We start from the raw sequence: 24140 nt of genomic DNA on the forward strand, positions 1-24140 counted from the left end.
TCCTCGCGTCTTGCCCCCCATTCCTTGTCGTGCTCCCCCCCCCCGGCCCGCACGCTGCCCGCCGCCATGCCGGCGCGCTGCGGCGGTGTGGCGGAGGTTCCCGTCGCTGCTGCAGCTGCACGCTGAGAAGGGATGCACCGATGAAACGCATCCTCTGGACCCTCTCTTCCGTGCTGGCGGCGCTCGGCATTGCCGCAGCGGTGCTGATCACCCTGAACCTGCGTGGCGAAGAGCCGCTGCCCGCCGCCGAGACGCTGCAATCCACGCCTGAGCTGGTGCAGCGCGGCGAATACCTGGCCCGCGTCGGCAACTGCATGGCCTGCCACACCACCCAGGGCGGCGCGCCGTTTGCAGGCGGGCGCGGCATCGAGACGCCGTTTGGCGTGGTGCACAGCTCCAACCTCACGCCGGACAGGGCGTTGGGCATTGGCAGCTGGACCTCGGCCGAGTTCTGGCGTGCCATGCACCATGGCCGCAGCAAGGACGGGCGGCTGCTGTACCCGGCCTTCCCGTACCCCAACTACACGCAGGTGACGCGCGAGGATTCGGACGCCATCTTTGCCTATCTGCAAAGCGTGCCCGCCTCTGCACAAGCCAACCGCGACCACGCGCTGCGCTTTCCGTACAACACGCAGGCGGCGCTGGGTGTGTGGCGGGCGCTGTTCTTTACCCCGGGGGCGCCCCAACCCCCACCGACGCAAACGGCCGAGTACAACCGTGGCGCCTATTTGGTCAATGGCCTGGGTCACTGCACGGCCTGCCACACGCCGCGTAACGCGCTGGGCGCCACGACCGACGCCAAGGCCTTTACCGGCGGGCTGATCCCCGTGCAGAACTGGTACGCCCCCGCGCTCAATGCGGCGGCCGAGGCGGGCGTGAAGGAGTGGGCGACCGACGACGTGGTGGCGCTGCTCAAGACCGGCGTGGCCCCGCACGGCTCGGTGCTGGGCCCCATGGCCGAGGTGGTGTTCCGCAGCACGCAGTACCTCACCGATGCCGATGCGCGCGCCATGGCCGTGTACCTGCAGGCGCTGCCGCAGCGAGACCGCAAGGCGCCTGCCACCGTGGCCGCACCCCCGGCCAGCGCGATGGCGCGGGGCGGCAAGGTGTACGAGCAGCAGTGCGCACAGTGCCACGGCGATCGGGGGCAGGGCGAGCCCGGCGCGTTTCCGGCACTGGCGGGCAACCGCGCTGTCACGCTGGCCGACCCGACCAACCTGGTGCGTGTGGTGTTGCAGGGAGGTTATCTGCCCGCCACCGCAGGCAACCCGCGCCCGCATGGCATGCCGCCGTTTCAGCAGATGCTGTCGGACGATGAGGTGGCGGCGGTGACCACCTTTGTGCGCAACAGCTGGGGCAACCAGGCGCCGGGTGTGGGTACCATCGAGGTCTATCGCGCTCGCGAGCGGCGCGGCATGTAGCGCCGGGCCATGGGCCAGCGCCAGCCGCTCCGTAGCGCTGCCCTTCAGGAGCCCTTTTGATGTCCAGTCCCGCCGCACTGCCCGAACCCACCCCCACGAGCCTTGGTGCCGCCACGCCCAGCGGCTGGTGGGCTGTGTGCCTGTGTGCAGCGTGGTGTGGCACCTGCGGTATTTATCGACCCTTGTTCGACGAATTGGCCCGTGCACACCCGGACGTGCGGTTTGAATGGGTGGACATCGAAGACGAATCCGATCTGGTCGGGGACCTGGACGTGGAGACCTTTCCCACCCTGCTGATTGCCGACGGCGAGCGGGCCCTGTTCCTGGGCCCGCTGTTGCCGCAGGCACCGGTGCTTACGCGGTTGTTGACCAGCCTGCAGGCGGCGGCGCCCGGTGGTGCCGGGGCGGGGAGCGAAGCGCAGGGCGTTTTCGACCGGGTGCGCGCAGCACGCGGCGCCTAGCGGGCGGTCTCGCGGGCTGGCAGTGGTGGTTGCCGTGCCACCGCCCATATCTGGACTGCTCTTTTTTTGATAGCTGATAGCGCATGATCTTCTAGCGCTACAGCCACTTTTTGCTCGAAATCTGTGTCCACACCCCATCCACCCTGGTTCCCGCTCAATTCGCTGCAGGCCCAGTGCGACAAGGGCGCCTGGGAGCGGGGCATGGAGCTGTACCGCCAGGCGGACGTGGTGCGTGTGGGCATTGCACCGCAGGCCGGGGGCCGCTGGGTCTTGGCGGGTGAGGTGCAGGGCAGCCTGCCCGACCCGTATGAGGTATCCGTGCAACTGGTTCTCGCGCCCAACGGGCAGGTCAAGCACTGGTCGGGCGACTGCAATTGCCCCGTGGGAGCGGATTGCAAACACGCCGTGGCCTTGACCCTGGAGGCTGCGCACCAGGACCCTGCGCTCAGCCCCTCGTCCGCACGGGCTGCAGACGCGCGCAAGAGCCAGCAGGACCGCAAGGAGGCCCTGGCGCGCGCCGAGGCCGAGGCGCGGCTGCTGCATTGGTTGCAGGACTGGGACCGGGCCCTCGGCAGTGTTGCCGCTGCACCCCAGGCCCTGGGCGGGCGGCCAGAGCGGCTTGAGCGGCCCGAGTGCTATCTCTATCTGGTCTCCACCGTAGGGCGGCCGCGCACCACCGTGCCGCAGCTGCAGCTGGAGGCCGTGGTCTCTTACCCCAAGGTTACTGGCGGCTGGGCCAAGCCCCAGCAGATCCGCACGCAGCCAGCACCGGGCCAGGCGGTGTACGACCGCGCCAGCGATGCCGACCGCCAGGTGCTGCAACTGCTGCGCGCCATGCCGCGCAGCGTGGGCTATTACTCGGCCTACAGCGTGGCGCCCATCGGTGTGCCGGAGGGCGCAGTGGGGTTGCTGGCGCTGGAGCAGGCGGCCGCCACGGGGCGGCTGTTTGTGGATGCGGGCGGGTCCACCGTAGGCACCCCCCTGCGCTGGGGCGACGCGCTGCCCATCGCGTGGGGCTGGAAGGCGTCTGTGCCTGCCCAGTGTGGCGAGAGTGTCTGGGGGCTGCAGGCCACGCTGCCTGGCGGCACCGCCATCCTGTGCGACAACCAGCCGCCCTTGTACCTGGACGCCGCCCACGGGGTCTGCGGCCCGGTGCACGCCGAGGGCCTGAGCCCTGCGCAGGTGGCCATGCTGCTCAAGGCGCCCGCGCTCAGTGCTGCGGCGCTGCAAAAACACCATGCCGATGTGGTCCGCCGCATTGGCGGGGTGTTGCCGTTGCCGCCGGCGCTGGGTCCGCTCACACAGGTGCGGGGGGTGAAACCCGTAGCGCGCCTGCATTTGGCCTCGACACCTGCTGACAAGGTGGTCGAAATGGGGCTCATCACCGCCCAATTGCGATTTGACTACCAGGGCCGTGTGGGCTGGTGGGCAGGGCAGGAGCTGGCGGTGCTGGTGCCCGGTGCTGACGGGGACCAGGTGCTGCTGCAGCGCGATGCGGTGGCTGAACGCAGTGCTGTCGAACGCCTGGAGGGTTTGGGCCTCCTGGCCACCGACGACGGCCTGTTCGGCATCCCTGGCGAGCGTCCGCAGGACGACTGGATGCACTGGGCGGACGACGGCTTTGCAGCGCTGCGCGACGCGGGGTTTGATGTCACTTTGGATGCTCCGTTGCATGGTTGGGTTCAGCATGCCGACCGGCTGGATGTGGCGCTGCAGCCAGAGGGTGACGACGCGACTACATCGCCCTGGTTTGCGCTGTCACTGGGCATGGAGATCAGTGGTGTGCGCCACAACATCCTGCCCTGGCTACCCGACCTGATTGCCGCCGCAGCGGCCCAGCCGCAGGACCCTGCGACGGGCCTGCCCCAGCTGCCTGCGCATGTCTACATGCCCTCATTGACCGGCGCCGGGTTTGTGCGCCTGCCCACCGACACCTTGCGGCTCTGGATGGCGGCGCTGCTGGATTTGGTGGGTGATCGCGCGCGTGACTTCAACGCCGACAGCCTGAAGCTCTCGCGCCTGGACGCCCTGCGTACCAGCGCAGCGCTGGGTGAGGGCGCGGTGTGGCAGGGCGCTGGTGCCTTGCGCGACATGGTGGCGCAGTTGCAGGGCGCTAGCGCCTTGCCCGAGGTGCCGCTGCCTGCCAGCGTGCGGGCCACGCTGCGGCCCTACCAGCAACAAGGTCTGAACTGGCTGCAGTTTCTGCGCGCCCACGGCCTGGCCGGGGTGCTGGCCGACGACATGGGCCTGGGCAAGACCCTGCAGACGCTGGCGCACATCCAGGTCGAAAAAGATGCGGGGCGGCTGACAGACCCTGCACTGGTCATTGCGCCCGTGAGCCTGATGGGCAACTGGCAGCGCGAGGCCGCGCGCTTTTGCCCAGGCCTGCGATGCTTGGTGCTGCATGGCGCGGGTCGCCATGCAGTGGCCGATGAAGTCACCGAACACGATCTGGTCATCGCTCCGTATTCGTTGCTGCAGCGCGACCGTGAGCGCTGGCTGGCACACCAGTGGCACCTGGTCGTGCTGGACGAAGCCCAGAACATCAAGAACGCCAGCAGCCAGGCTGCGCAGGTGGTGGGCGAGCTGCAGGCGCGCCACCGTTTGTGCCTGTCGGGTACGCCCATGGAAAACCACCTGGGCGAGGTCTGGAGCCTGTTCCACTTTTTGATGCCGGGTTTTCTGGGCAGCCAGCAGCGCTTCAAGGAGGTGTTTCGCACGCCCATCGAAAAGCAGGGCGACGGCGCGCGGATGGCCCAGTTGCGCGCGCGCATCACGCCCTTCATGCTCCGGCGGACCAAGGCGCTGGTGGCGGATGAGCTGCCGCCCAAGGTCGAATCGGTCATGCCCGTGGAGCTGACCGGCGCACAGGCCGACCTGTACGAAACCATCCGCCTGGGGATGGAAAAAACCGTGCGTGAGGCCCTGCAGTCCAAGGGGCTGGCCTCATCGCAGATCACCATCCTGGATGCGCTGCTCAAGCTGCGGCAGGTGTGCTGCCACCCGCAGCTGGTGCCGCTGGAAGCAGCCAAGGCCGTGGAGACCTCGGCCAAACTGGACCATTTGATGACGCTGCTGCCCGAAATGTTGGCCGAGGGGCGGCGCATTTTGCTGTTCTCGCAGTTCACCAGCATGCTCAGGCTGATCGAGACCGAGCTGAAAAAGCGCGACCTGCCCTGGGTCAAGCTCACGGGGCAGAGTCAAAAGCGCGACGCGATCATCGAGCAGTTCGCCAGCGGCCAAGTGCCTTTGTTTCTCATCAGCCTCAAGGCGGGCGGGGTGGGGCTGAATCTGCCGCAGGCCGATACGGTGATCCATTTCGACCCTTGGTGGAACCCGGCAGTAGAGAACCAGGCCACCGACCGGGCCCACCGCATTGGCCAGATGCAAAGCGTGTGGGTGATCAAGCTGGTGGCCCAGGGCACGATTGAAGAGAAGATTCTGGCGCTGCAGGAGCGCAAGGCCCAGCTGGCAAGTAGCCTCTACAGTGGTGCGGCCGCCCGCAAGGAGCCGCTGTTCACCGAAAGCGATCTGGCAGAACTGCTGCAGCCGCTATCACTGTCATAGCTGCTGGCGCAGGTTGCACAAGCGTGTGGTGCCATTGAGGCATGACACCGCCCGGCAGGCTGCATGGACACTGGCTTGAGCGCCCTGCCTGAGCGTGTTGACAACAGTTTTCCCTGCCTGCGCCTTTGCACATCAACACTTTGCACGCTACAATACGAATCTCACGACCAAACGGGCGGGTACCAACCGCCCGTTTTTTTTGGTCGAACGCTTTTGGAGCTCGAAGCTGTCGGGGAAGAGTCTCCGGGGGTTATCGGGTTTTTTGTTTTTCCGGGATTGAACTGAACACGTGGCATTGCAGCAAGTCGTTGAACAAATTGTGACGGGCCTGGGGTATGACCTGGTGGAGATCGAGCGCTCTGCCGGCGGCCTGTTGCGCGTCACCATCGACTTGCCCTGGGTGCAGCCGGCCGCTGACGCGCCCCAGCCCGTGATCGAACAGTTCGTGACGGTCGAGGATTGCGAGAAGGTCACCCGCCAGTTGCAGTTTGCGCTGGAGGTCGATGGCGTCGAGTACAAGCGCCTCGAAGTGTCGTCCCCCGGTATTGACCGGCCCCTGCGCCACGAGCAAGATTTTGTGCGCTTCGAAGGCTCGGTCATCGATATCACCCTGAAGGCGCCCATCGGCGCCGCAGCAGCGGGAGGGCAGGTCAACGCCACCCGCAAGAAATTTCGCGGCACGCTGGAGCGGGCCGAGGCCGGAGGCTGGCAGATCGTCTGGAGCGACGAGCCGCCGGTCAAGCCAGGTCAAAGAGTCAGCAAGAAACGCGTGCCCGCCCCATTGCAGGCGATGGGCTTCACCTTGGACGAATGCCGGGATGTGCGCCTTGCGCCCATCGTGGACTTCAAGGGGCGCGCAGGCAAGGCCGGGGCTGCGCCTGCCTGATTTGCTGCTGAAAAATGTGGGGTGGGTGGCCGCAGCGCGCAGCCCCCGCCCTCGGGTGATTGAAACAGGAGAGTCGTCGCATGAATCGCGAATTGTTGATGTTGGTTGAGGCCATTTCGCGCGAAAAGAACGTGGAGCGTGATGTGGTCTTGGGTGCCGTGGAGTCGGCCCTGGCCCAGGCTACCAAGAAGCTGTACCAGGGCGAGGTGGACATTCGCGTGTCCGTGGATCGCGACAGCGGCAACTATGAGACTTTCCGTCGCTGGCTGGTGGTGCCCGACGACGCTGGCCTGCAGAATCCTGAAGCTGAAGAGCTGCTGATGGATGCCAAGGATCGCATTCCGGACATCGAAGTGGGTGAGTACATCGAAGAGGGTGTCGAGTCCGTGCCCATCGGCCGTATTGGCGCCATGGCTGCCAAGCAGGTCATTCTGCAGAAGATTCGCGACGCCGAGCGCGAAATGCTGCTTAACGACTTCATGTCGCGCGGCGAAAAGATCTTCACCGGTACCGTCAAGCGCATGGACAAGGGCGACATCATTGTCGAGTCCGGCCGCGTGGAAGGCCGCCTGCGTCGCAGCGAAATGATCCCCAAGGAAAACCTGCGCAGTGGCGACCGCGTGCGGGCCATGATCATGGAAGTGGATCTGACGCTGCGCGGCGCTCCCATCATCCTGTCGCGTTCGGCCCCCGAGTTCATGATTGAGCTCTTCCGCCAGGAAGTGCCCGAGATCGAGCAAGGCCTGCTGGAGATCAAGTCCTGCGCTCGTGACCCCGGCTCGCGCGCCAAGATCGCCGTGCTGTCCCATGACAAGCGCGTGGACCCCATCGGCACCTGCGTCGGCGTGCGTGGCACCCGTGTGAATGCGGTGACCAACGAACTCGCTGGCGAGCGTGTGGACATTGTGCTGTGGTCCGAAGACCCCGCACAGTTCGTGATTGGCGCACTGGCTCCGGCCAACGTGTCCTCCATCGTGGTCGATGAAGAAAAGCACGCCATGGATGTGGTGGTGGACGAGGAAAACCTCGCCATCGCCATCGGCCGTGGTGGTCAGAACGTGCGCTTGGCGTCCGACCTGACCGGCTGGAAGATCAACATCATGGACGCCGCCGAAAGCGCGCAAAAGCAGGCCAACGAGACCGACACGGCCCGCAAGCTGTTCATGGAAAAGCTCGATGTGGACGAGGAAATCGCCGACATCCTGATCTCCGAAGGCTTTAACAGCCTCGAAGAAGTGGCTTACGTACCCCTGCAGGAAATGCTGGAGATCGAAAGCTTCGACGAAGACACCGTCAACGAGTTGCGTGCCCGTGCCAAGGATGCGCTGCTCACGATGGAAATCGCCCGTGAGGAAAGCGTGGAAGAGGTCTCCCAGGACCTGCGCGACCTCGAAGGCCTCACCCCCGAGCTGATTGCCAAATTGGCAGAAGGTGGTGTGCACACACGTGACGACCTGGCCGATCTGGCCATTGATGAACTGACCGACCTGACCGGACAGTCTGAAGAGGAAGCCAAAGCCTTGATCATGAAGGCGCGCGAACATTGGTTCGCGGGGCAAGAGTAAAGGTCAGGGAGGCACGAACCACATATGTCCAGTAACACTGTCGCCGAGTTCGCTACCGAACTCAAAAAATCGCCTGAAACCCTGCTCGACCAGCTCAAGGCTGCGGGCGTGGGCAAGGCTGCCCCCTCTGACGCGTTGACCGAGTCGGACAAGCAAAAACTGCTTGCTTACCTGCAGGCCAGCCACGGCACGGCCTCGGCCGATCGCAAGAAGATCACGTTGGTCAAGAAGTCCACCAGCGAAATCAAGCAGGCGGACGCTACAGGCAAGGCCCGTACGATCCAGGTGGAAGTTCGCAAGAAGCGCACTTTCATTCAGCGCGACGAAGGTGCAGAGGCCACTGCAGAGTCGCACGCACCAGCGGCGGTGGAAGAACCCGCTGTGTCGAGTGAAGACCTCGAACTGTCCCGCCGCGAGGAAGAAGCCCGCCGCCAGGCCGAGCTGATCCGCCGCCAGGAGGCGGAACTGGCCGAAAAACGTGCCGAGCGCGAAGCCCGCGAAAAGCGCGAGCGCGAAGCCGAAGAGCGCGCTGCCGCCTACGCTGCTCAGGAAGCTGAGAAGAAGGCTCAGGCCTCTGCGGTCAAGCAGGAAGCCACCCGCGAACAGGCTGCCGAAGCCGCTGCGCGCACGGCAGCACAGAACGAAGCCCGCGAAAAGGCTGCTGCCGAATCCAAGGCACGCTCTGATGAAGAAGCCGCCCGTGCGGCCGACTTGGATGCACGCCGCCGCAAGGCCGAGGCCGAAGCTGCTGCTATCCGCTCCATGATGGCCACGCCCAAGAAGGCGGTCATGGTGGCCAAGAAGCCCGAGGAACCCAAGCCAGTGGCCAAGCCTGCTGCTGTGGGCGACGCCAAGAAGGGCACCCTGCACAAGCCGGCAGTGGGCACTGGCGTGGCGCGCGCAGGCGCTCCCGCCGCTGCCGGAGCAGGCGCAGGTACGCCTGGCGCTGGCAAGGAAGTGAAGTCGGCCAAGCTGTCCTCCAGCTGGGCCAACGACACCGCCAAGAAGAAAGAAATCAAGACCCGTGGCGACAGCAGCGGCGGTGTCGGTCGCAACAACTGGCGTGGTGGTCCGCGTGGCCGCCGTGGCGACAACCGCGACCACCGTGATGATCACCAGCAGGCCGCACCGGTCGAGGCGCGCATCATCGAAGTGCATGTGCCCGAGACCATTACCGTGGCCGAACTGGCGCACAAGATGTCGATCAAGGCCAACGAGGTCATCAAGGCGCTGATGAAGATGGGCCAGATGGTCACCATCAACCAGCCGCTGGACCAGGACACGGCCATGATCGTGGTGGAAGAGCTGGGCCACAAGGCCGTGGTGGCTGCGCTGGACGATCCAGAAGCCTTCACCGACGAAGATGCAGGCCAGCAAACCGCAGAACTGCTGCCGCGCGCTCCGGTCGTGACCGTGATGGGTCACGTGGACCACGGCAAGACCTCGCTGCTGGACTACATCCGCCGCGCCAAAGTGGCAGCGGGCGAAGCCGGTGGCATTACCCAGCACATTGGTGCCTACCACGTGGAAACGCCACGCGGCATGGTGTCGTTCCTCGACACCCCGGGTCACGAGGCCTTCACGGCCATGCGTGCCCGTGGTGCTCAGGCCACGGACATCGTGATTCTGGTGGTGGCAGCCGACGACGGCGTCATGCCCCAGACCAAGGAAGCCATCAAGCACGCCAAGGCAGCTGGTGTTCCGATCGTGGTGGCCATTACAAAGGCCGACAAGCCCGATGCCAACTTCGAACGCGTCAAGCAGGAGCTGGTCGTGGAGCAGGTCGTGCCCGAAGAGTACGGCGGTGATTCGCCATTCGTACCGGTGTCTTCCAAGACCGGCATGGGCATTGACACTCTGCTGGAGCAAGTACTCCTGCAAGCTGAAGTGCTGGAGCTTCGCGCTCCGGTGGAATCACTGGCCAAGGGCCTTGTGATTGAAGCCCAGCTCGACAAGGGCCGCGGCCCGGTCGCGACGGTGCTGGTTCAATCGGGTACCCTGAAGGTCGGCGACATCGTGCTGGCAGGCCAGACCTATGGCCGCGTGCGTGCCATGCTGGATGAAAACGGCAAGGCTGCCAAGACGGCAGGCCCATCGATCCCTGTCGAAATCCAAGGTCTGACGGAAGTGCCACAGGCCGGTGACGAGTTCATGGTGCTGACGGACGAACGTCGTGCCCGCGAAATCGCGACGTACCGTGCTGGCAAGTTCCGCAACACCAAGCTGGCCAAGCAGCAGGCTGCCAAGCTGGAAAACATGTTCGCTGACATGACGGCGGGCGAGGTCAAGACCCTGCCCATCATCGTCAAGGCCGACGTGCAAGGCTCGCAAGAAGCGCTGGCTCAGTCGCTGCTCAAGCTCTCGACCGACGAGGTCAAGGTGCAACTGGTGTATGCCGCTGTGGGCGCCATCAGCGAGTCCGACATCAACCTGGCGATTGCCTCCAAGGCCATCGTGATCGGCTTCAATGTGCGCGCCGATGCCGGTGCCCGCAAACTCGCCGAAGGCAATGGTGTGGACCTGCACTACTACAGCATCATCTATGACGCCGTGGACGAGCTCAAGGTCGCAATGTCCGGCATGCTGGCCCCCGAGCAGCGCGAGGAAATCATCGGCACGGCCGAGATCCGCACCGTGTTTGTTGCTACCAAGATCGGTACTGTGGCGGGTTCGTACGTCACGTCCGGCATGGTCCATCGCAACGCCAAGTTCCGCCTGTTGCGCGACAACGTGGTGGTCTACACCGGCGAAGTCGACTCGATCAAGCGCCTCAAGGACGATGTCAAGGATGTCAAGGAAGGCTTTGAGTGCGGTATCAAGCTCAAGAACTACAACGACATCAAGGAAGGCGATCAACTCGAGTTCTTTGACATCAAGGAAATCGCCCGGACGCTGTAAAGCCACGGTGACGACGATATGGCTGCGAAGAAATCTTCCACCCCCAACCGCGCCTTCAAGGTGGCCGACCAGATCCAGCGTGATCTGACGGAGCTGATCGCGCGCGAGTTGAAAGACCCGCGCGTGGGCATGGTGACGCTGCAGGGCGTGGAGGTGACTCCCGACTATGCCCATGCCAAGGTGTTCTTCAGCCTGTTGACGGGCGACCCTGTGGAAACCCAGGCGGCGCTCAACCAGGCGGCTGGATTCCTGCGCAACGGCTTGTTCAAGCGCCTGCACATCCACACCGTGCCCACGCTGCACTTCGTGTTCGACCGCACCTCCGAGCGTGCAGCCGACATGAACGCCTTGATCGCCAAGGCGGTGTCTTCGCGCGCCAAAGAGGATTAGTCCATGCACGCGCCACGCACCAGGGTGCAGCGGCGCCCTGTGCATGGGGTGTTGCTGCTCGACAAACCGCTCGGCCTTTCGAGCAATGACGCCTTGCAAAAGGCGAAATGGCTGCTGCGCGCCGAGAAAGCGGGCCATACGGGCACGCTGGATCCGCTCGCCACGGGCGTGTTGCCTCTGTGTTTCGGCGCCGCCACCAAGTTCAGCCAGCTGCAGCTGGATGCCGCCAAGACCTACGAGGCGATTGCGCTGCTCGGCGCCACCACGACCACCGGCGATGCCGAGGGGGACGTGGTGCAACGCTGCGATGTAGATGCTGCCCAACTCACGCCAGAGCGCCTGGCGGCTGTGCAGCAACAGTTCACGGGTCCCATCCGCCAGGTGCCGCCGATGCACAGCGCGCTCAAGAAGGACGGCAAGGCGCTGTACGAATATGCACGCGCCGGTGTCACGGTGGAGCGCGAAGCACGGGACGTGATCATTCATGCCCTCAAGCTGACGCTGGTGCATACGGATCAAGCGCAGCCAGCTATTAAAATGATAGTGACCTGCAGCAAAGGCACCTACATCCGTACGTTGGGTGAAGACATTGGTGCGGCATTGGGCTGCGGGGCTCACCTGACCTTCTTGCGCCGCATCGACACTGGGGGCATTGGTGTGGAGCGCTGTGTCACGCTGGCCCAGCTGGAGGCCATGCCCGAGGCAGAACGCCTGGCCAGTCTGGAAGCGCCCGAGTCACTGCTGACACAACACATGCGTGTCACGCTGGACGGTGAGAATGCAGCCCGATTCCTGTCGGGCGTGCGTCGCCGTGGCAACTGGCCCGATGCCAGTGCCGTGGCGGTGTTTGGCGAGAATCCCCCGGCGCTGCTGGGGGTGGGCCACATCGTGGGCGGGGAGCTGGTGCCGGACAGGCTCCTGAGTCCGCTGGAAATTCAACAAATTTTGGAAAGCACGCCGCATTCCGCGTCCATGGCGCACAGCGGCATATTGGAAAAACTATGACTAAACAAATCCGCAATATCGCCATCATTGCCCACGTTGACCATGGCAAAACCACCATGGTGGACCAGCTGCTGCGCCAGTCCGGCACCTTCGCCGACCATGAAAAGGTCGTCGATACCGTGATGGACAACAACGCGATCGAAAAGGAACGCGGCATCACCATCCTGGCCAAGAACTGCGCCGTGAGCTGGAAGGGCACGCACATCAACATCGTGGACACCCCCGGCCACGCGGACTTCGGCGGTGAAGTGGAGCGTGCGCTGTCTATGGTGGACAGCGTGGTGCTGCTGATCGACGCGCAAGAAGGCCCCATGCCCCAGACGCGTTTCGTGACCAAGAAGGCCCTGGCGCTGGGCCTGCGCCCCATCCTGGTGGTGAACAAGGTGGACAAGCCCGGTGCCAACCCCGACAAGGTGGTGAACGCCGCGTTCGACCTGTTCGACAAGCTCGGTGCCACCGACGAACAACTCGACTTCCCCGTGGTGTACGCCTCGGGCATCAACGGCTGGTCGTCGCTGGAAGAAGGCGCACCTGGTGAGCAGTGGGGCCCCGACATGTCGGCCCTGTTCGACACTATCCTCTCGCACGTTCCCCCCAACACGGGCGATGCCAACGCGCCGCTGCAGTTGCAGATCTCTGCGCTGGACTTCTCCAGCTTCGTGGGCCGCATCGGCGTGGGCCGCATCAGCCAGGGCACTTTGAAGCCCATGCAGGACGTGGTCGTCATGGAAGGCCCTGATGGCAAGGCCGTGAAGGGCCGTGTGAACCAGGTGCTGACATTCCAGGGCCTGGATCGCATGCAGACCCCCTTGGCTGGCCCCGGCGACATCGTTCTGATCAACGGCATCGAAGACATCGGTATCGGCGTGACTGTGACCGACCCCGCCAACCCCGCGCCGCTGCCCATGCTGAAGGTGGACGAGCCCACGCTGACCATGAACTTCTGCGTGAACACCAGCCCGCTGGCCGGCCGCGAAGGCAAGTTCGTGACCAGCCGCCAGATCTGGGACCGCCTGCAAAAGGAACTGCAGCACAACGTGGCCCTGCGCGTGAACGAAACCGACGAAGAAGGCATCTTCGAAGTGATGGGCCGTGGTGAACTGCACCTGACCATCCTGCTGGAAAACATGCGCCGCGAAGGTTACGAGCTGGCCGTTTCCAAGCCCCGCGTGGTGTTCAAGGACATCGACGGCGTCAAGCACGAGCCTATCGAACTGGTGACGGCCGACATCGAAGAAGGCCACCAGGGCGGCGTGATGCAGGCCCTGGGCGAGCGCAAGGGCGAGCTGGTGAACATGGAGTCCGACGGCCGTGGCCGCGTTCGCCTGGAGTACCGCATTCCGGCCCGTGGCCTGATCGGTTTCACCAACGAATTCCTGAACCTGACGCGCGGCTCCGGCCTCATCAGCAACATCTTCGACAGCTATGAACCGCACAAGGGTGACATCGGCGGCCGCAAGAACGGCGTGCTGATCTCCATGGACGACGGTGAAATCTTCACCTACGCCCTGGGCAAGCTGGACGACCGTGGCCGCATGTTCGTGAAGGCCAACGACCCCGTGTACGAAGGCATGATCGTCGGCATCCACAGCCGCGACAACGACCTGGTGGTGAATGCCACGCGCACCAAGCAGCTGACCAACTTCCGTGTTTCTGGCAAGGAAGACGCGATCAAGATCACGCCCCCGATCGACCTCACGCTCGAATATGGCGTGGAATTCATCGAGGACGACGAGCTGGTCGAAATCACGCCCAAGTCCGTGCGCCTGCGCAAGCGCCACCTGACCGAAAACGAGCGCAAGCGCGCCTCCCGGTCCTGATCGGCGGAGCGTTCAGAGTAACGCTCAGAGCACGTTCAAAAAGGGGCCACTGCGACGCAGTGGCCTTTTTGCCGTCTGAATCCTGGAGCCTCTGTTGAAGTTGACACATTCCCGTGCTGTGGTGGTGATGGTGGCGGTGACCCTGATGTGGTCCATCGCCGGCGTAGTCACGCGCCACCTGGAACATGCTGCGAGCTTTGAGGTGACCTTCTGGCGCAGCTTTTTCACGCTGCTGTCGCTGCTGGTCATCCTGCCCGCGCTGCAGGGCAGGGCGGTGTTTGCCTCCATGCGCCACAGTGGCCGTGCGTTGTGGATCTCTGGCGTGTGCTGGAGCGTGATGTTCACGGCGTTCATGGTGGCCTTGGTGCTGATGCCGGTGGCCAATGTGCTGGTCACGATGGCAGTGGGGCCACTGCTCACCGCGCTGTTTGCCAGGGTGTTCATTGGCCACCACATCGCCCCGCGCACCTGGGCTGCGATTGCCGTGGCGGGACTGGGCATTGCGTGGATGTATGGTTCGCAAATGGCGGGCCTCCCTCTGGCGGGCACGCTGGTGGCGCTGTGTGTGCCGGTGGCCGCCGCCATCAACTGGACGGTGGTACAACATTCGCAGCGCCATGGTCATGCGGTGGACCTCGTGCCTGCGGTGCTGGTCGGCGCAGTGATTTCGGTGGTGGCCACGCTGCCGCTGGCGCTGCCTTTTCAGGCGTCGGCCCACGACCTGGGCCTGCTGGGGTTGCTGGGCGTGGTGCAATTGGCCATCCCTTGTGTGCTGGCTGTGCGCTGCGGGCGCGTGCTCAAGGCGCCCGAGATGGCGCTGCTAGGTCTGCTTGAAGTGATCTTTGGCATCTTGCTGGCATGGCTGGGCGCGGGCGAAAAGCCCGGCAGGGCGGTGCTGACTGGGGGCGCACTGGTGATCGGTGCGCTGGTTTTCAATGAACTGTTGGGTTGGAAGGAACAAAAATGACGGAGACGGTTGTGTCTGAAGTGTTGAGCGAAGTGCGTGGCCAGGTGGGCTTCATTACCCTGAACCGCCCGCGTGCGCTCAATGCCTTGTCGCTGGGTATGGTGCGTGACCTGATGGGCATCCTGCTGGCATGGCAGAACGATGCGCGGGTGCTGGCCGTGGCCATTCGTGGCAGCAACAAGGAAGGCCCGTTTGGTGCCTTTTGCGCAGGTGGCGACATCCGCTTTCTGCACCAGGCGGGCAGCCAGGGCAACCCGCTGATCGAAGATTTCTTCACCGAGGAATACGCGCTCAACCACCTCATCCACAACTACGCCAAGCCCTACATCGCCTTCATGGATGGCATCGTGATGGGGGGCGGCATGGGCATCAGCCAGGGCGCCGCCCTGCGCGTGGTGACCGAGCGCACCAAGATGGCCATGCCCGAGACGGCGATTGGCCTGTTCCCGGACGTGGGCGGGGGTTACTTCTTGAGCCGCTGCCCGGGCCGCGTGGGCGAGTGGCTGGCCCTGACGGGTGACACCATCGGCGCGGGAGATGCCATTGCCTACCAGCTGGCCGATGGCTGTCTGCCCTCAGACCGGCAGGCAGCGGTGTGGGATGCGCTGGCTACCCAAAGCTTTGCAGATGGCGCGGCCATCAAGGCCTATGTTGCTTCTCAATTTGTAGCATCTCAGGCAAGCGGTACTAGCGCTCTGGCCGATATTGACCAATATTTTGCGCTGCCAACCGTCGGCGAGATCGTACGGGCACTCGAGGCCGCCGACAGCGACTGGGCACGCACCACGGCCGCCACGCTGCGCAAGCGTTCGCCACTGATGCTGCATGTGGTGCTGGAGCAGATTCGCCGCGCCCGTGCGATGGGCCTGGCCGACGACCTGCGCATGGAGCGCGATATGGTGCGCCACTGCTTTTTCCTGCGCCCAGGACAGAGTGAGACCGTGGAAGGCATCCGTGCCCTGGCCGTGGACAAGGACCATGCGCCTCAGTGGAATCCGGGCCGCATTGAAGATGTGACGCCGGAGATGGTGGCACCGTTCTTTGCCAGCCCCTGGCCCGCACACGCCCATCCGCTGGCCCATTTGTCCTGACCGCATACGGACATGGTCGGGCCAGGCCCCCGGCGGCGCGTCAGGGGTTCAGCTGCTGATACACCGCTGTGGCCAGGCTCAATAACTCGGGGCGTGACAACTGTCCGCTCAGGGCGTAGCCAAAGCCGGCATCCGTCCAGTAAAAGCCCGGCACCGGGCCTTCGTGTGTGAACTGGAACGCGGTGGCGGGTGCTGCCGCCGGTGCCTCCGTGCGCGCTTTGGTGCCGCCCTGGTTGTCACTGGCAGGGTGGGACGGGGTGGGAGCTAGAGCGCCCAGGTACAGCGTGATTCGCTGGCCTGCGCTGTTCTGGTACATGAACTGCGCGCGCACTCCGGTATCACCGGGCAACAACCGGCCTCCCACCAGTTCATAGCCCTGGGCGCCCAGCACAGGGACTTTCAGCGGTCGGTCCAGCCGTTTGGACAGCCATTGCACCAGGTGGTCTTGCTGGGCAGCCGTGACCTCAACGGGGTGACGCACTTCGGGTTGGTACACCGCATGGGCCACCGAGGCCTGCTGTGCGAAGCGCTGTGCGGGTTCGGCTACCACCAGCGCGGCTCCTTGGCCAGTCGCCAGCGTTTTGCCGGGTAGCCCTGCGGGCCACTGGCTGCGGCCCGTCCAACCCAGCACAAAAGCCAGCAGGACCGATGCAGCCATGCCACCCCAACGCCACCACTGCGCCTGTTGCTCAATGCGGTCTGTGGCGCGCAATGCTGCGGCCAGCAAGGCATCGGGAACGGGGGCTTGGAGAAGGTCCTGATGGAGGGTTTGCAGCCGCTGCCGCTGTGCCTGCCATTGGGCCAGTGTGGCCTGAGCCTCCTCATCGTCCCGCAGTTGCTCGCGCAGCGCCTGTGCCTGTGCGGCCGGCAACTGGCCATCCACAAGGGCATGCCAAGCGCTGCTCTCGTCAGCGCGTGGTGGGTGGGCAGAGTGTGTCGGGTCCATGGTGGAGGATTGGGGTCAGGGTGACTATTTGAGGCGGCGCAGTGCTGGCGTTGGGCCTGCGGCTGCGGCTGAGCCTGCCTGGGCGGTCGATGAGGCCGGCGCGGAGCCTTGTGCTGGCTCGCGGTCCATCAGCACGCGCAGGCGCATGCGGGCCCGCGACAGGCGTGACATGACGGTACCCACCGGAATGCTCAGGATGCGTGCGGTGTCTTCGTAGCTCATGTCCTCCATCGCGACCAGCAGCAGCACGGCACGCTGGTCGGCGGGCAGGCGCTGCAGGCAGCGCTCCAGGTCCAGCGCGTCATCCGAGGGTGCGCGTGCTCCTGGCAGCTGGTCTTGAACCTCATCGATGTCCAGAGGGGGCAGCGCGGGCAACGCGCGGCGTTGATTGAGATACAGGTTGTGCATCAGGGTGAACAACCATGCGCGCAGGTCGCTGCCGGTGCGCCACAGCAGCCATTTGCTGCAGGCCCGCTCAAGCGTGTCCTGCACGAGGTCATCAGCCGCCCAGGCATCGCCCGTCAGCACCCGCGCGTAGCGGCGCAGGCCCGGCAGCTGTTCGATGACCTGGGAGCGATTCATGCCGTGCGGGGCCTGTGTTGCGCTGTGCGTGCTCTTACGGCCGTGCGGTGCGCCACACCTGGTTCACGCCTTCGCCCGTCTTGTCTCCGGGCTTGGTGTCCTTGATCCAGTAGTACAGCGGCTTGCCCTTGTAGGCCAGCTGGGTCTTGCCATCGTCGCGGGTGATGACGCTGTAGTCGCTGCCAGGAGCCTTGCTGGCCATCAGCGGTGGCCAGTTGGTGGCGCAGGGGCCGTTGCATACCGACTTGCCACTGCCCGCGGCATCGCGGTCAAACGTATAGAGCGTCATGCCGCCTGCGCCGACCAGTACGCCGTCCATGGTCTTCACGGGCGAGTCGTCCATGGTGGCGCAGCCAGCCAGTGCAGCGGCTGCGACGAAGGCGGCCATCGAGATCAGTTTCTTCATGGGTTTCTCCAGAGGGTGGTGCAGGCGGAGGCGAATGCTGCCTTGCACCCGGACAAACACATGGGCGTAGCGATTTATTCCACGGTGCCGCAAAAAAATCTCAAGCGCCGGGCAGGGTACACACAGACTGCATCGCGCGTCGGAATCAGCGGCTGCGACTCTTCATAGCGCGCTCCACCTCGCGCTTGCCTTCGCGGTCCTTGATGGTGTCGCGCTTGTCGTGCTCGGCCTTGCCTTTGGCCAGGGCGATCTCGCACTTCACGAAGCCGTTCTTCCAGTGCAGGTTGATGGGTACCAGCGTGTAACCCTTTTGCTCGACCTTGCCAATCAGGCGCTTGATGTCGTCCTTCTTGAGCAGCAGCTTCTTGGTGCGCGCCGATTCGGGGTTGACATGGGTGGACGCTGTCTTGAGTGGCATGATCAGGCAGCCGAGCAGATACAGCTCGCCATCGCGGATCAGCACGTAGCCATCGGTCAGCTGCACCTTGCCCTCGCGCAGCGCCTTGACCTCCCAGCCGTGCAGCACCATGCCCGCCTCGTGGCGCTCCTCGAAGAAGTAGTTGTAGGCCGCTTTCTTGTTGTCGGCAATGCGGGAGGTGGGATCGGGTTTTTTGGCCATGTAGATCAGATGCGGCGCCCTGCGGGAGATAAAAGGTCTCCCTACATACAATTGTGGCCGTTCAGAGACCCGTGATTCTAGTTTCCCCGGCCCGCCTTTCCCCTTCGAAAGCCCCGCGCCAGCTGCCTGCATGAAAACCGTCCACAAGTCCGTCCTTATTTGGTACAGCCCCGAAGAGATGTTTGCCCTGGTCACCGGGGTGGAGCACTACCCGCAGTTCCTGCCCTGGTGCGACCGCGCCGCTGTGCTGGAGCAGACCGGTGAGGGCATGACCGCAGAGGTGGGCATCGCGTTCAGCGGCATTCGCCAGACCTTTGTCACGCGCAATACGCACGAGGTGGGCAGGCGTGTGCAGATGCATCTGGTGAAAGGGCCGTTTTCGCGGCTGGATGGAGATTGGCACTTTCATCCCGTAGGAGACGGCACGCAGCGTGCGTGCAAGGTGGAGTTGATGCTGAACTATGGGTTTGACAGTGCCGCGCTGGCCACGCTGGTGGGGCCGGTGTTTGACCGCATCGCAGGGAGCATGGTCGATGCCTTCGTCAAGCGAGCGGAACAGGTCTATGGCTGAGGTGGGTGGAGGTGCCTCGGCGACCATCGCTATCACCGTCGTCGTCTGTCTGGCTCCGCGCGAGGTGCGCGAATGGGTGCTGGATCTGCCTGTGGGCGCTACCGTGGCGGATGCCCTGCACGCCAGCTGTGGGATGGCTGCGCTGTGTGCGTCGGAGGCGGGTGCTGCACCGCCAGTCGGTATCTGGGGCCGTGCTGCCAAACTGGATGTGGTGTTGCAGCCCCTGGATCGCGTAGAAATCTACCGTCCGTTGAAAGTAGACCCCAAGGTGGCGCGCCGGGAGCGCTTTGCCCGACAAGGCGCGCGCACTACAGGACTCTTTGCGCGCCGCCGACCAGGGGGCAAGTCGGGCTACTGATGCCGCTGTGCTGATCCGCGCGTTAGCGGAGCAGCATGCAGCTCAGCGTACGCAGTCGGCCGCAACAATCTCGTCGATGCGCTTGGCTTCGGCCGCGCGGGCCGGGCCGTCCAGGAAGATTTTTTCGCCCTGTGCATTGGCTTGTGTGATGGGCTTACCTGCATCGAACGCCGCTTTGGCTGCGCGTGCGCGGGTGCAGTTTTCGGCTTTGGCCTTGGCGATCTTTTCGTCCTCGGCCTTTTTCTTGGCAGCCTCTGCGGCCTCAGCCTGGGCTTTCTTCTCTTCCAGTTCCTTGTCCTTACCGGTACCTGCGGCGCTGGCTGCGGCCTTGGGTGCAGCGGCTACCGCTGGGGTTGCGCCCGGGCCCGGGGCTGCATCGGAGGCTGATGGTGCGGCCGGGGCCGCAGTGCGTGCCGGGCGGTTGCCCCCAGGCTGTTTCAGGATGCTTTTTTCGGGGATATCGGGTGGCGGCGGACGGTCACTGAAGACTTTGCGCCCGTCTTTGTCTGTCCACTGCCATTGCGCCGCCGCGCCCATGGCCCAGGTGCAGGCCACGGCCAGCAGGAGAAGCTTGTGCATTTTCATGCGGACAAGTTTATCCATGTGACTCACCCCCCGCCAGTGCGTTGAAGACGGGCGGGCGCGTTTTCACCACACGCGGCGCGGGTACAATCCGTCTTTTGGAGCTTTCTCATGCGCCTTCTTGGAAAAGCGCTCACCTTCGACGATGTGTTGCTGGTGCCAGCGTACTCCCAGGTCCTGCCCAAGGACACGTCCCTCGCGACGAAACTCTCCCGCAATATCCAACTGAACCTGCCGCTCGTGTCCGCCGCCATGGACACCGTGACAGAGGCTCGTCTGGCCATAGCCATTGCCCAGGAGGGCGGCATCGGCATCGTGCACAAGAACCTCACGGCGCAAGAGCAGGCTGCTCATGTGGCCAAGGTCAAGCGCTACGAGTCTGGTGTGCTGCGCGACCCGGTGGTCATCACCCCCGAGCACACGGTGCTGCAGGTGCTGCAGTTGTCCGAACAGCTCGGCATTTCGGGCTTCCCGGTGTGCGACGGCGGCAAGGTGGTCGGCATCGTGACGGGGCGCGACCTGCGGTTTGAAACGCGTTACGACGTCAAGGTCCACCAGATCATGACCCCGCGCGAAAAGCTCATCACGGTCAATGAAAAGGCCGGCACCACGCCTGCCGAAGCCAAGGCGCTGCTGAACAAGCACAAGCTCGAACGCATCCTGGTCGTGAACGACGCCTTTGAACTCAAGGGCCTGATCACGGTGAAGGACATCACCAAACAAACCAGCTTCCCCAACGCTGCCCGCGATGCCGCAGGCCGCCTGCGCGTGGGCGCGGCGGTGGGTGTGGGAGAGGGCACCGAAGAACGCGTTGAAGCGCTGGTCAAAGCCGGTGTGGATGCCATCGTGGTGGATACGGCCCATGGTCACAGCAAGGGCGTGATCGACCGCGTGCGCTGGGTCAAGCAGAACTACCCGCAGATTGACGTGATCGGCGGCAATATCGCCACCGGCGCGGCAGCGCTGGCGCTCGTCGAGGCCGGTGCCGATGCGGTCAAGGTCGGTATCGGCCCAGGTTCCATCTGCACCACCCGCATCGTGGCGGGGGTAGGTGTGCCCCAGATCATGGCCATCGACAACGTGGCCACGGCCCTCAAGGGCACGGGCGTGCCGCTGATTGCCGACGGCGGTATCCGCTACAGCGGCGACATCGCCAAGGCTTTGGCCGCGGGCGCCGGCACGGTGATGATGGGCGGCATGTTTGCAGGCACCGAAGAAGCGCCCGGCGAAGTCATCCTGTTCCAGGGCCGTAGCTACAAGAGCTACCGTGGCATGGGCTCCATTGGTGCCATGCAGCAGGGCAGTGCGGACCGCTACTTCCAGGAATCGAGCACCGGCAACCCCAACGCTGATAAGCTCGTGCCTGAAGGCATCGAAGGCCGCGTGCCCTACAAGGGCTCCATGGTCAGTATCGTCTACCAGATGGCTGGCGGCGTGCGTGCCTCCATGGGCTACTGCGGTTGCGCCACGATCGAAGAGATGAACAACAAGGCCGAGTTCGTCGAGATCACCACCGCCGGTATCCGCGAAAGCCACGTGCACGATGTGCAGATCACCAAGGAAGCGCCGAACTACCGCGCTGACTGATCGTTGTAAGCTGATCTGGCCTGATTGAAAAACTCTGGTCAGACTGATATAGTCTGGTCTGAATTCACCATTCAGGCCAGACTTTTTTATTTTATGCAGTCCGTCGGCATCTATGAAGCGAAAAGCAGGTTCTCTGCCTTGATCGAACTGGTCGAGCAGGGCGAGGAAGTGCGCATTACCCGCCATGGCAAAGAGGTGGTGCGTATGCTTCCCGTGCGCCGCCGCCCAGTGATTTCCGACGAGCAGATTGCGCGCGAGCTGGACCAGATGGACGCGCTGCATGCCAGCATTCAACCCGCAGGGTCATCGACGGTGGAAAGCCTGCGCCACACTGGGCGGAGTAAAGCATGACCGCCTTCGTGCTCGATGCATCGGTCACCGCCGCCTGGCTGCTGCCTGACGCGACCAGCGAACACACCCGCCGCCTGTACACCCTGATCCGCCGTGACGAGGTGGAGCCTCAGGCGCCCAACCTCTGGCACTGGGAGTGCCACAACATCCTGGCCAGTGGCGTGAACAGCGGGCGCATCCCCGCCACATCCGTCGAAGGCCTGTGGGGCGTGCTCGAAGCCATCCGCCATCGGGTGGAGCTGCACGAACTGGCGCCTGCCCAGCACAAAGCCGTACTCGACGTGGCACTGGAGACCGGCCTGCCCACCTTTGATGCGGCCTATCTGTGGCTCGCCCGCTCGCTGCGCTTGCCCCTGGCCACCTTTGATCCCAAACAGGCCGCTGCCGCACGGCGCAGCGGTGTCCCACTTCTCGATCTCTCACGCCTCTGACGGACCACCACCATGCAACACCAGAAAATCCTCATCCTCGATTTCGGCTCGCAAGTCACCCAGCTCATCGCCCGCCGCGTGCGCGAGGCCAATGTGTATTGCGAAGTGCACCCTTGCGATGTGACTGACGAATGGGTGCGCGACTATGCCAAGGACGGTTCGCTCAAGGGCATCATCCTGTCGGGCAGCCACGCCAGCGTGACCGAAGACACCACCGACCGCGCGCCGCAAGCGGTGTTCGATCTGGGTTTGCCCGTCTTGGGCATCTGCTACGGCATGCAGACCATGGCGCAGCAGCTGGGTGGCAAGGTGGAAACCGGCCACAAGCGCGAGTTCGGCTTTGCGGCTGTGCGTGCACGTGGCCACACCGCGCTGCTCAAAGACATCGCCGACTTCATCACCCCTGAAGGCCACGGCATGCTCAACGTGTGGATGAGCCACGGCGACAAGGTCACCGAGATGCCCCCGGGCTTCAAGCTCATGGCCAGCACCGACAGCTGCCCCATCGCCGGCATGGCCGACGAAGACCGTCGCTTCTACGCCGTGCAGTTCCACCCCGAAGTCACGCACACCGTGCAGGGCCGGGCGCTGCTGGACCGTTTTGTGCTCGGCATTTGCGGCACCAACCCTGACTGGGTGATGCGTGACCATATCGCCGAAGCTGTGGAGCAGATCCGCCAGCAGGTGGGTGATGAAGAAGTGATCCTGGGTCTCTCTGGCGGTGTGGATTCGTCCGTGGCAGCAGCACTGATCCACCGAGCCATTGGCGACCAGCTCACATGCGTGTTTGTGGATCACGGCCTGCTGCGCCTCAATGAAGGCGACATGGTCATGGACATGTTCGTCGGCAAGCTGCACGCCAAGGTCATCCGTGTGGACGCGAGCGACTTGTTCCTCGGCAAGCTGGCTGGCGTGAGCGACCCTGAGCAAAAACGCAAGATCATCGGTGGCTTGTTCGTGGATGTGTTCAAGGCCGAGGCTGCCAAGCTCAAGGCGGCAGGCAATGGTGCCAAGGGGGCCACCTTCCTTGCCCAGGGCACGATCTATCCCGACGTCATCGAATCCGGCGGCGCCAAGAGCAAGAAGGCCGTCACCATCAAGAGCCACCACAACGTGGGCGGCCTGCCAGAGCAGCTGGGCCTCAAGCTCCTGGAGCCCTTGCGCGACCTGTTCAAGGACGAAGTGCGAGAACTCGGCGTGGCCCTGGGCCTGCCGCCCGAAATGGTCTACCGCCACCCCTTCCCCGGCCCCGGCCTGGGCGTGCGTATCCTGGGCGAGGTCAAGAAGGAATATGCTGACCTGCTGCGCCGCGCCGATGCCATCTTCATCGAAGAGCTGCGCAACTTCCGCGACGAAGCGACCGGCAAGACCTGGTACGACCTCACCAGCCAGGCTTTCACCGTGTTCCTGCCCGTCAAAAGCGTGGGCGTGATGGGTGACGGCCGCACGTATGACTACGTTGTGGCCCTGCGCGCCGTGCAGACCAGCGACTTCATGACCGCCGACTGGGCAGAGTTGCCTTACGCGCTGCTCAAGAAGGTGTCAGGCCGCATCATCAACGAAGTGCGCGGCATCAACCGTGTGACGTACGATGTGAGCAGCAAGCCGCCAGCGACGATTGAGTGGGAGTGATGAG

At 64.2% G+C, this 24140-nt stretch carries 22 protein-coding genes; 17 read left to right on the forward strand and 5 right to left on the reverse strand.

Going from position 1 to position 24140, the window contains the following annotated elements:
• The first annotated feature begins 140 nt into the window (after positions 1-140).
• The 11 genes from AC1Q64_RS04795 to AC1Q64_RS04845 all read left to right on the forward strand — a co-directional run bounded on the left by AC1Q64_RS04795 (position 141) and on the right by AC1Q64_RS04845 (position 16071).
• Entirely contained in the window at positions 141-1421 is a 1281-nt protein-coding gene (locus AC1Q64_RS04795) for a c-type cytochrome (protein ID WP_492250639.1), read from the forward strand.
• Between the two features lie 59 nt (positions 1422-1480).
• Positions 1481-1882: a thioredoxin family protein gene (locus AC1Q64_RS04800; protein WP_492250640.1), complete on the forward strand. Its 402-nt coding sequence runs from the start codon at positions 1481-1483 to the stop codon at positions 1880-1882.
• Between the two features lie 201 nt (positions 1883-2083).
• Positions 2084-5449 carry an SNF2-related protein gene (locus AC1Q64_RS04805; RefSeq protein ID WP_492250688.1) on the forward strand — a complete coding sequence of 1122 codons (3366 nt, stop codon included), beginning with the start codon at positions 2084-2086 and terminating at the stop codon, positions 5447-5449.
• A 289-nt stretch (positions 5450-5738) separates the two neighbouring features.
• A complete protein-coding gene (gene rimP, locus AC1Q64_RS04810) occupies positions 5739-6335 on the forward strand; it encodes a ribosome maturation factor RimP (protein ID WP_056063893.1) in 597 nt (198 codons plus the stop codon).
• 80 nt (positions 6336-6415) lie between these two features.
• Positions 6416-7900 (forward strand): transcription termination factor NusA, encoded by a 1485-nt coding sequence (gene nusA, locus AC1Q64_RS04815; protein ID WP_056063891.1) that lies wholly within the window; start codon positions 6416-6418, stop codon positions 7898-7900.
• Positions 7901-7924: 24 nt separating this feature from the next.
• A complete protein-coding gene (gene infB, locus AC1Q64_RS04820; protein WP_291434841.1) occupies positions 7925-10798 on the forward strand; it encodes a translation initiation factor IF-2 in 2874 nt (957 codons plus the stop codon).
• Between the two features lie 18 nt (positions 10799-10816).
• A complete protein-coding gene (gene rbfA / locus AC1Q64_RS04825) occupies positions 10817-11188 on the forward strand; it encodes a 30S ribosome-binding factor RbfA (RefSeq protein WP_008904004.1) in 372 nt (123 codons plus the stop codon).
• Positions 11189-11191: 3 nt separating this feature from the next.
• Complete coding sequence (gene truB, locus AC1Q64_RS04830) at positions 11192-12193, forward strand: tRNA pseudouridine(55) synthase TruB (RefSeq protein WP_291434833.1); 1002 nt, start codon at positions 11192-11194, stop codon at positions 12191-12193.
• On the forward strand, positions 12190-14013 hold the full coding sequence (gene typA / locus AC1Q64_RS04835; RefSeq protein WP_291434831.1) for a translational GTPase TypA: 1824 nt from the start codon (positions 12190-12192) through the stop codon (positions 14011-14013). Before truB ends, typA begins: the two co-directional genes overlap by 4 nt.
• 91 nt (positions 14014-14104) lie before the next feature.
• Positions 14105-14980: a DMT family transporter gene (locus tag AC1Q64_RS04840; protein ID WP_492250689.1), complete on the forward strand. Its 876-nt coding sequence runs from the start codon at positions 14105-14107 to the stop codon at positions 14978-14980.
• Positions 14977-16071 carry an enoyl-CoA hydratase/isomerase family protein gene (locus AC1Q64_RS04845; protein ID WP_492250641.1) on the forward strand — a complete coding sequence of 365 codons (1095 nt, stop codon included), beginning with the start codon at positions 14977-14979 and terminating at the stop codon, positions 16069-16071. Before AC1Q64_RS04840 ends, AC1Q64_RS04845 begins: the two co-directional genes overlap by 4 nt.
• A gap of 40 nt (positions 16072-16111) precedes the next feature.
• On the opposite strand, the gene AC1Q64_RS04850 is transcribed toward AC1Q64_RS04845, so the two are convergent.
• From AC1Q64_RS04850 to smpB, 4 genes are all read right to left on the reverse strand, one after another.
• Entirely contained in the window at positions 16112-17017 is a 906-nt protein-coding gene (locus AC1Q64_RS04850) for an anti-sigma factor family protein (protein WP_492250642.1), read from the reverse strand.
• A 24-nt stretch (positions 17018-17041) separates the two neighbouring features.
• The gene (locus AC1Q64_RS04855; RefSeq protein WP_492250643.1) at positions 17042-17599 is read right to left on the reverse strand and encodes an RNA polymerase sigma factor; all 558 of its coding nucleotides are present in this window, start codon (positions 17597-17599) and stop codon (positions 17042-17044) included.
• 34 nt (positions 17600-17633) lie between these two features.
• Positions 17634-18005, reverse strand: a complete 372-nt coding sequence (locus tag AC1Q64_RS04860; RefSeq protein ID WP_492250644.1) for a COG4315 family predicted lipoprotein — start codon at positions 18003-18005, stop codon at positions 17634-17636.
• A 145-nt stretch (positions 18006-18150) separates the two neighbouring features.
• Positions 18151-18624, reverse strand: a complete 474-nt coding sequence (gene smpB / locus AC1Q64_RS04865; RefSeq protein ID WP_056063871.1) for an SsrA-binding protein SmpB — start codon at positions 18622-18624, stop codon at positions 18151-18153.
• A 130-nt stretch (positions 18625-18754) separates the two neighbouring features.
• Between smpB and AC1Q64_RS04870 the strand changes: the two genes are divergently transcribed.
• Both AC1Q64_RS04870 and AC1Q64_RS04875 read left to right on the forward strand, forming a co-directional pair.
• Positions 18755-19195 (forward strand): type II toxin-antitoxin system RatA family toxin, encoded by a 441-nt coding sequence (locus AC1Q64_RS04870; protein WP_146871889.1) that lies wholly within the window; start codon positions 18755-18757, stop codon positions 19193-19195.
• Positions 19188-19553 (forward strand): RnfH family protein, encoded by a 366-nt coding sequence (locus AC1Q64_RS04875; RefSeq protein ID WP_291438033.1) that lies wholly within the window; start codon positions 19188-19190, stop codon positions 19551-19553. The genes AC1Q64_RS04870 and AC1Q64_RS04875 overlap by 8 nt, the downstream gene beginning before the upstream one ends.
• A gap of 42 nt (positions 19554-19595) precedes the next feature.
• Here AC1Q64_RS04875 and AC1Q64_RS04880 read toward each other — a convergent pair whose 3' ends face one another.
• Positions 19596-20138, reverse strand: a complete 543-nt coding sequence (locus AC1Q64_RS04880) for a DUF4124 domain-containing protein (protein WP_291438032.1) — start codon at positions 20136-20138, stop codon at positions 19596-19598.
• A gap of 108 nt (positions 20139-20246) precedes the next feature.
• On the opposite strand from AC1Q64_RS04880, the gene guaB reads away from it, so the two are divergent.
• The 4 genes from guaB (at position 20247) to guaA (ending at position 24136) form a co-directional block, all read left to right on the forward strand.
• Positions 20247-21722, forward strand: coding sequence for an IMP dehydrogenase (gene guaB, locus AC1Q64_RS04885; RefSeq protein ID WP_492250645.1), 1476 nt, complete (start codon positions 20247-20249; stop codon positions 21720-21722).
• 93 nt (positions 21723-21815) lie between these two features.
• Complete coding sequence (locus AC1Q64_RS04890; protein WP_492250690.1) at positions 21816-22073, forward strand: type II toxin-antitoxin system Phd/YefM family antitoxin; 258 nt, start codon at positions 21816-21818, stop codon at positions 22071-22073.
• A complete protein-coding gene (locus AC1Q64_RS04895; protein WP_291438031.1) occupies positions 22070-22504 on the forward strand; it encodes a type II toxin-antitoxin system VapC family toxin in 435 nt (144 codons plus the stop codon). The genes AC1Q64_RS04890 and AC1Q64_RS04895 overlap by 4 nt, the downstream gene beginning before the upstream one ends.
• Positions 22505-22516: 12 nt before the next feature.
• Complete coding sequence (gene guaA, locus AC1Q64_RS04900) at positions 22517-24136, forward strand: glutamine-hydrolyzing GMP synthase (RefSeq protein WP_492250646.1); 1620 nt, start codon at positions 22517-22519, stop codon at positions 24134-24136.
• Positions 24137-24140 lie beyond the last annotated feature (4 nt).

It is taken from the genome of Acidovorax sp. GW835-FHT14G06 (assembly GCF_058793595.1).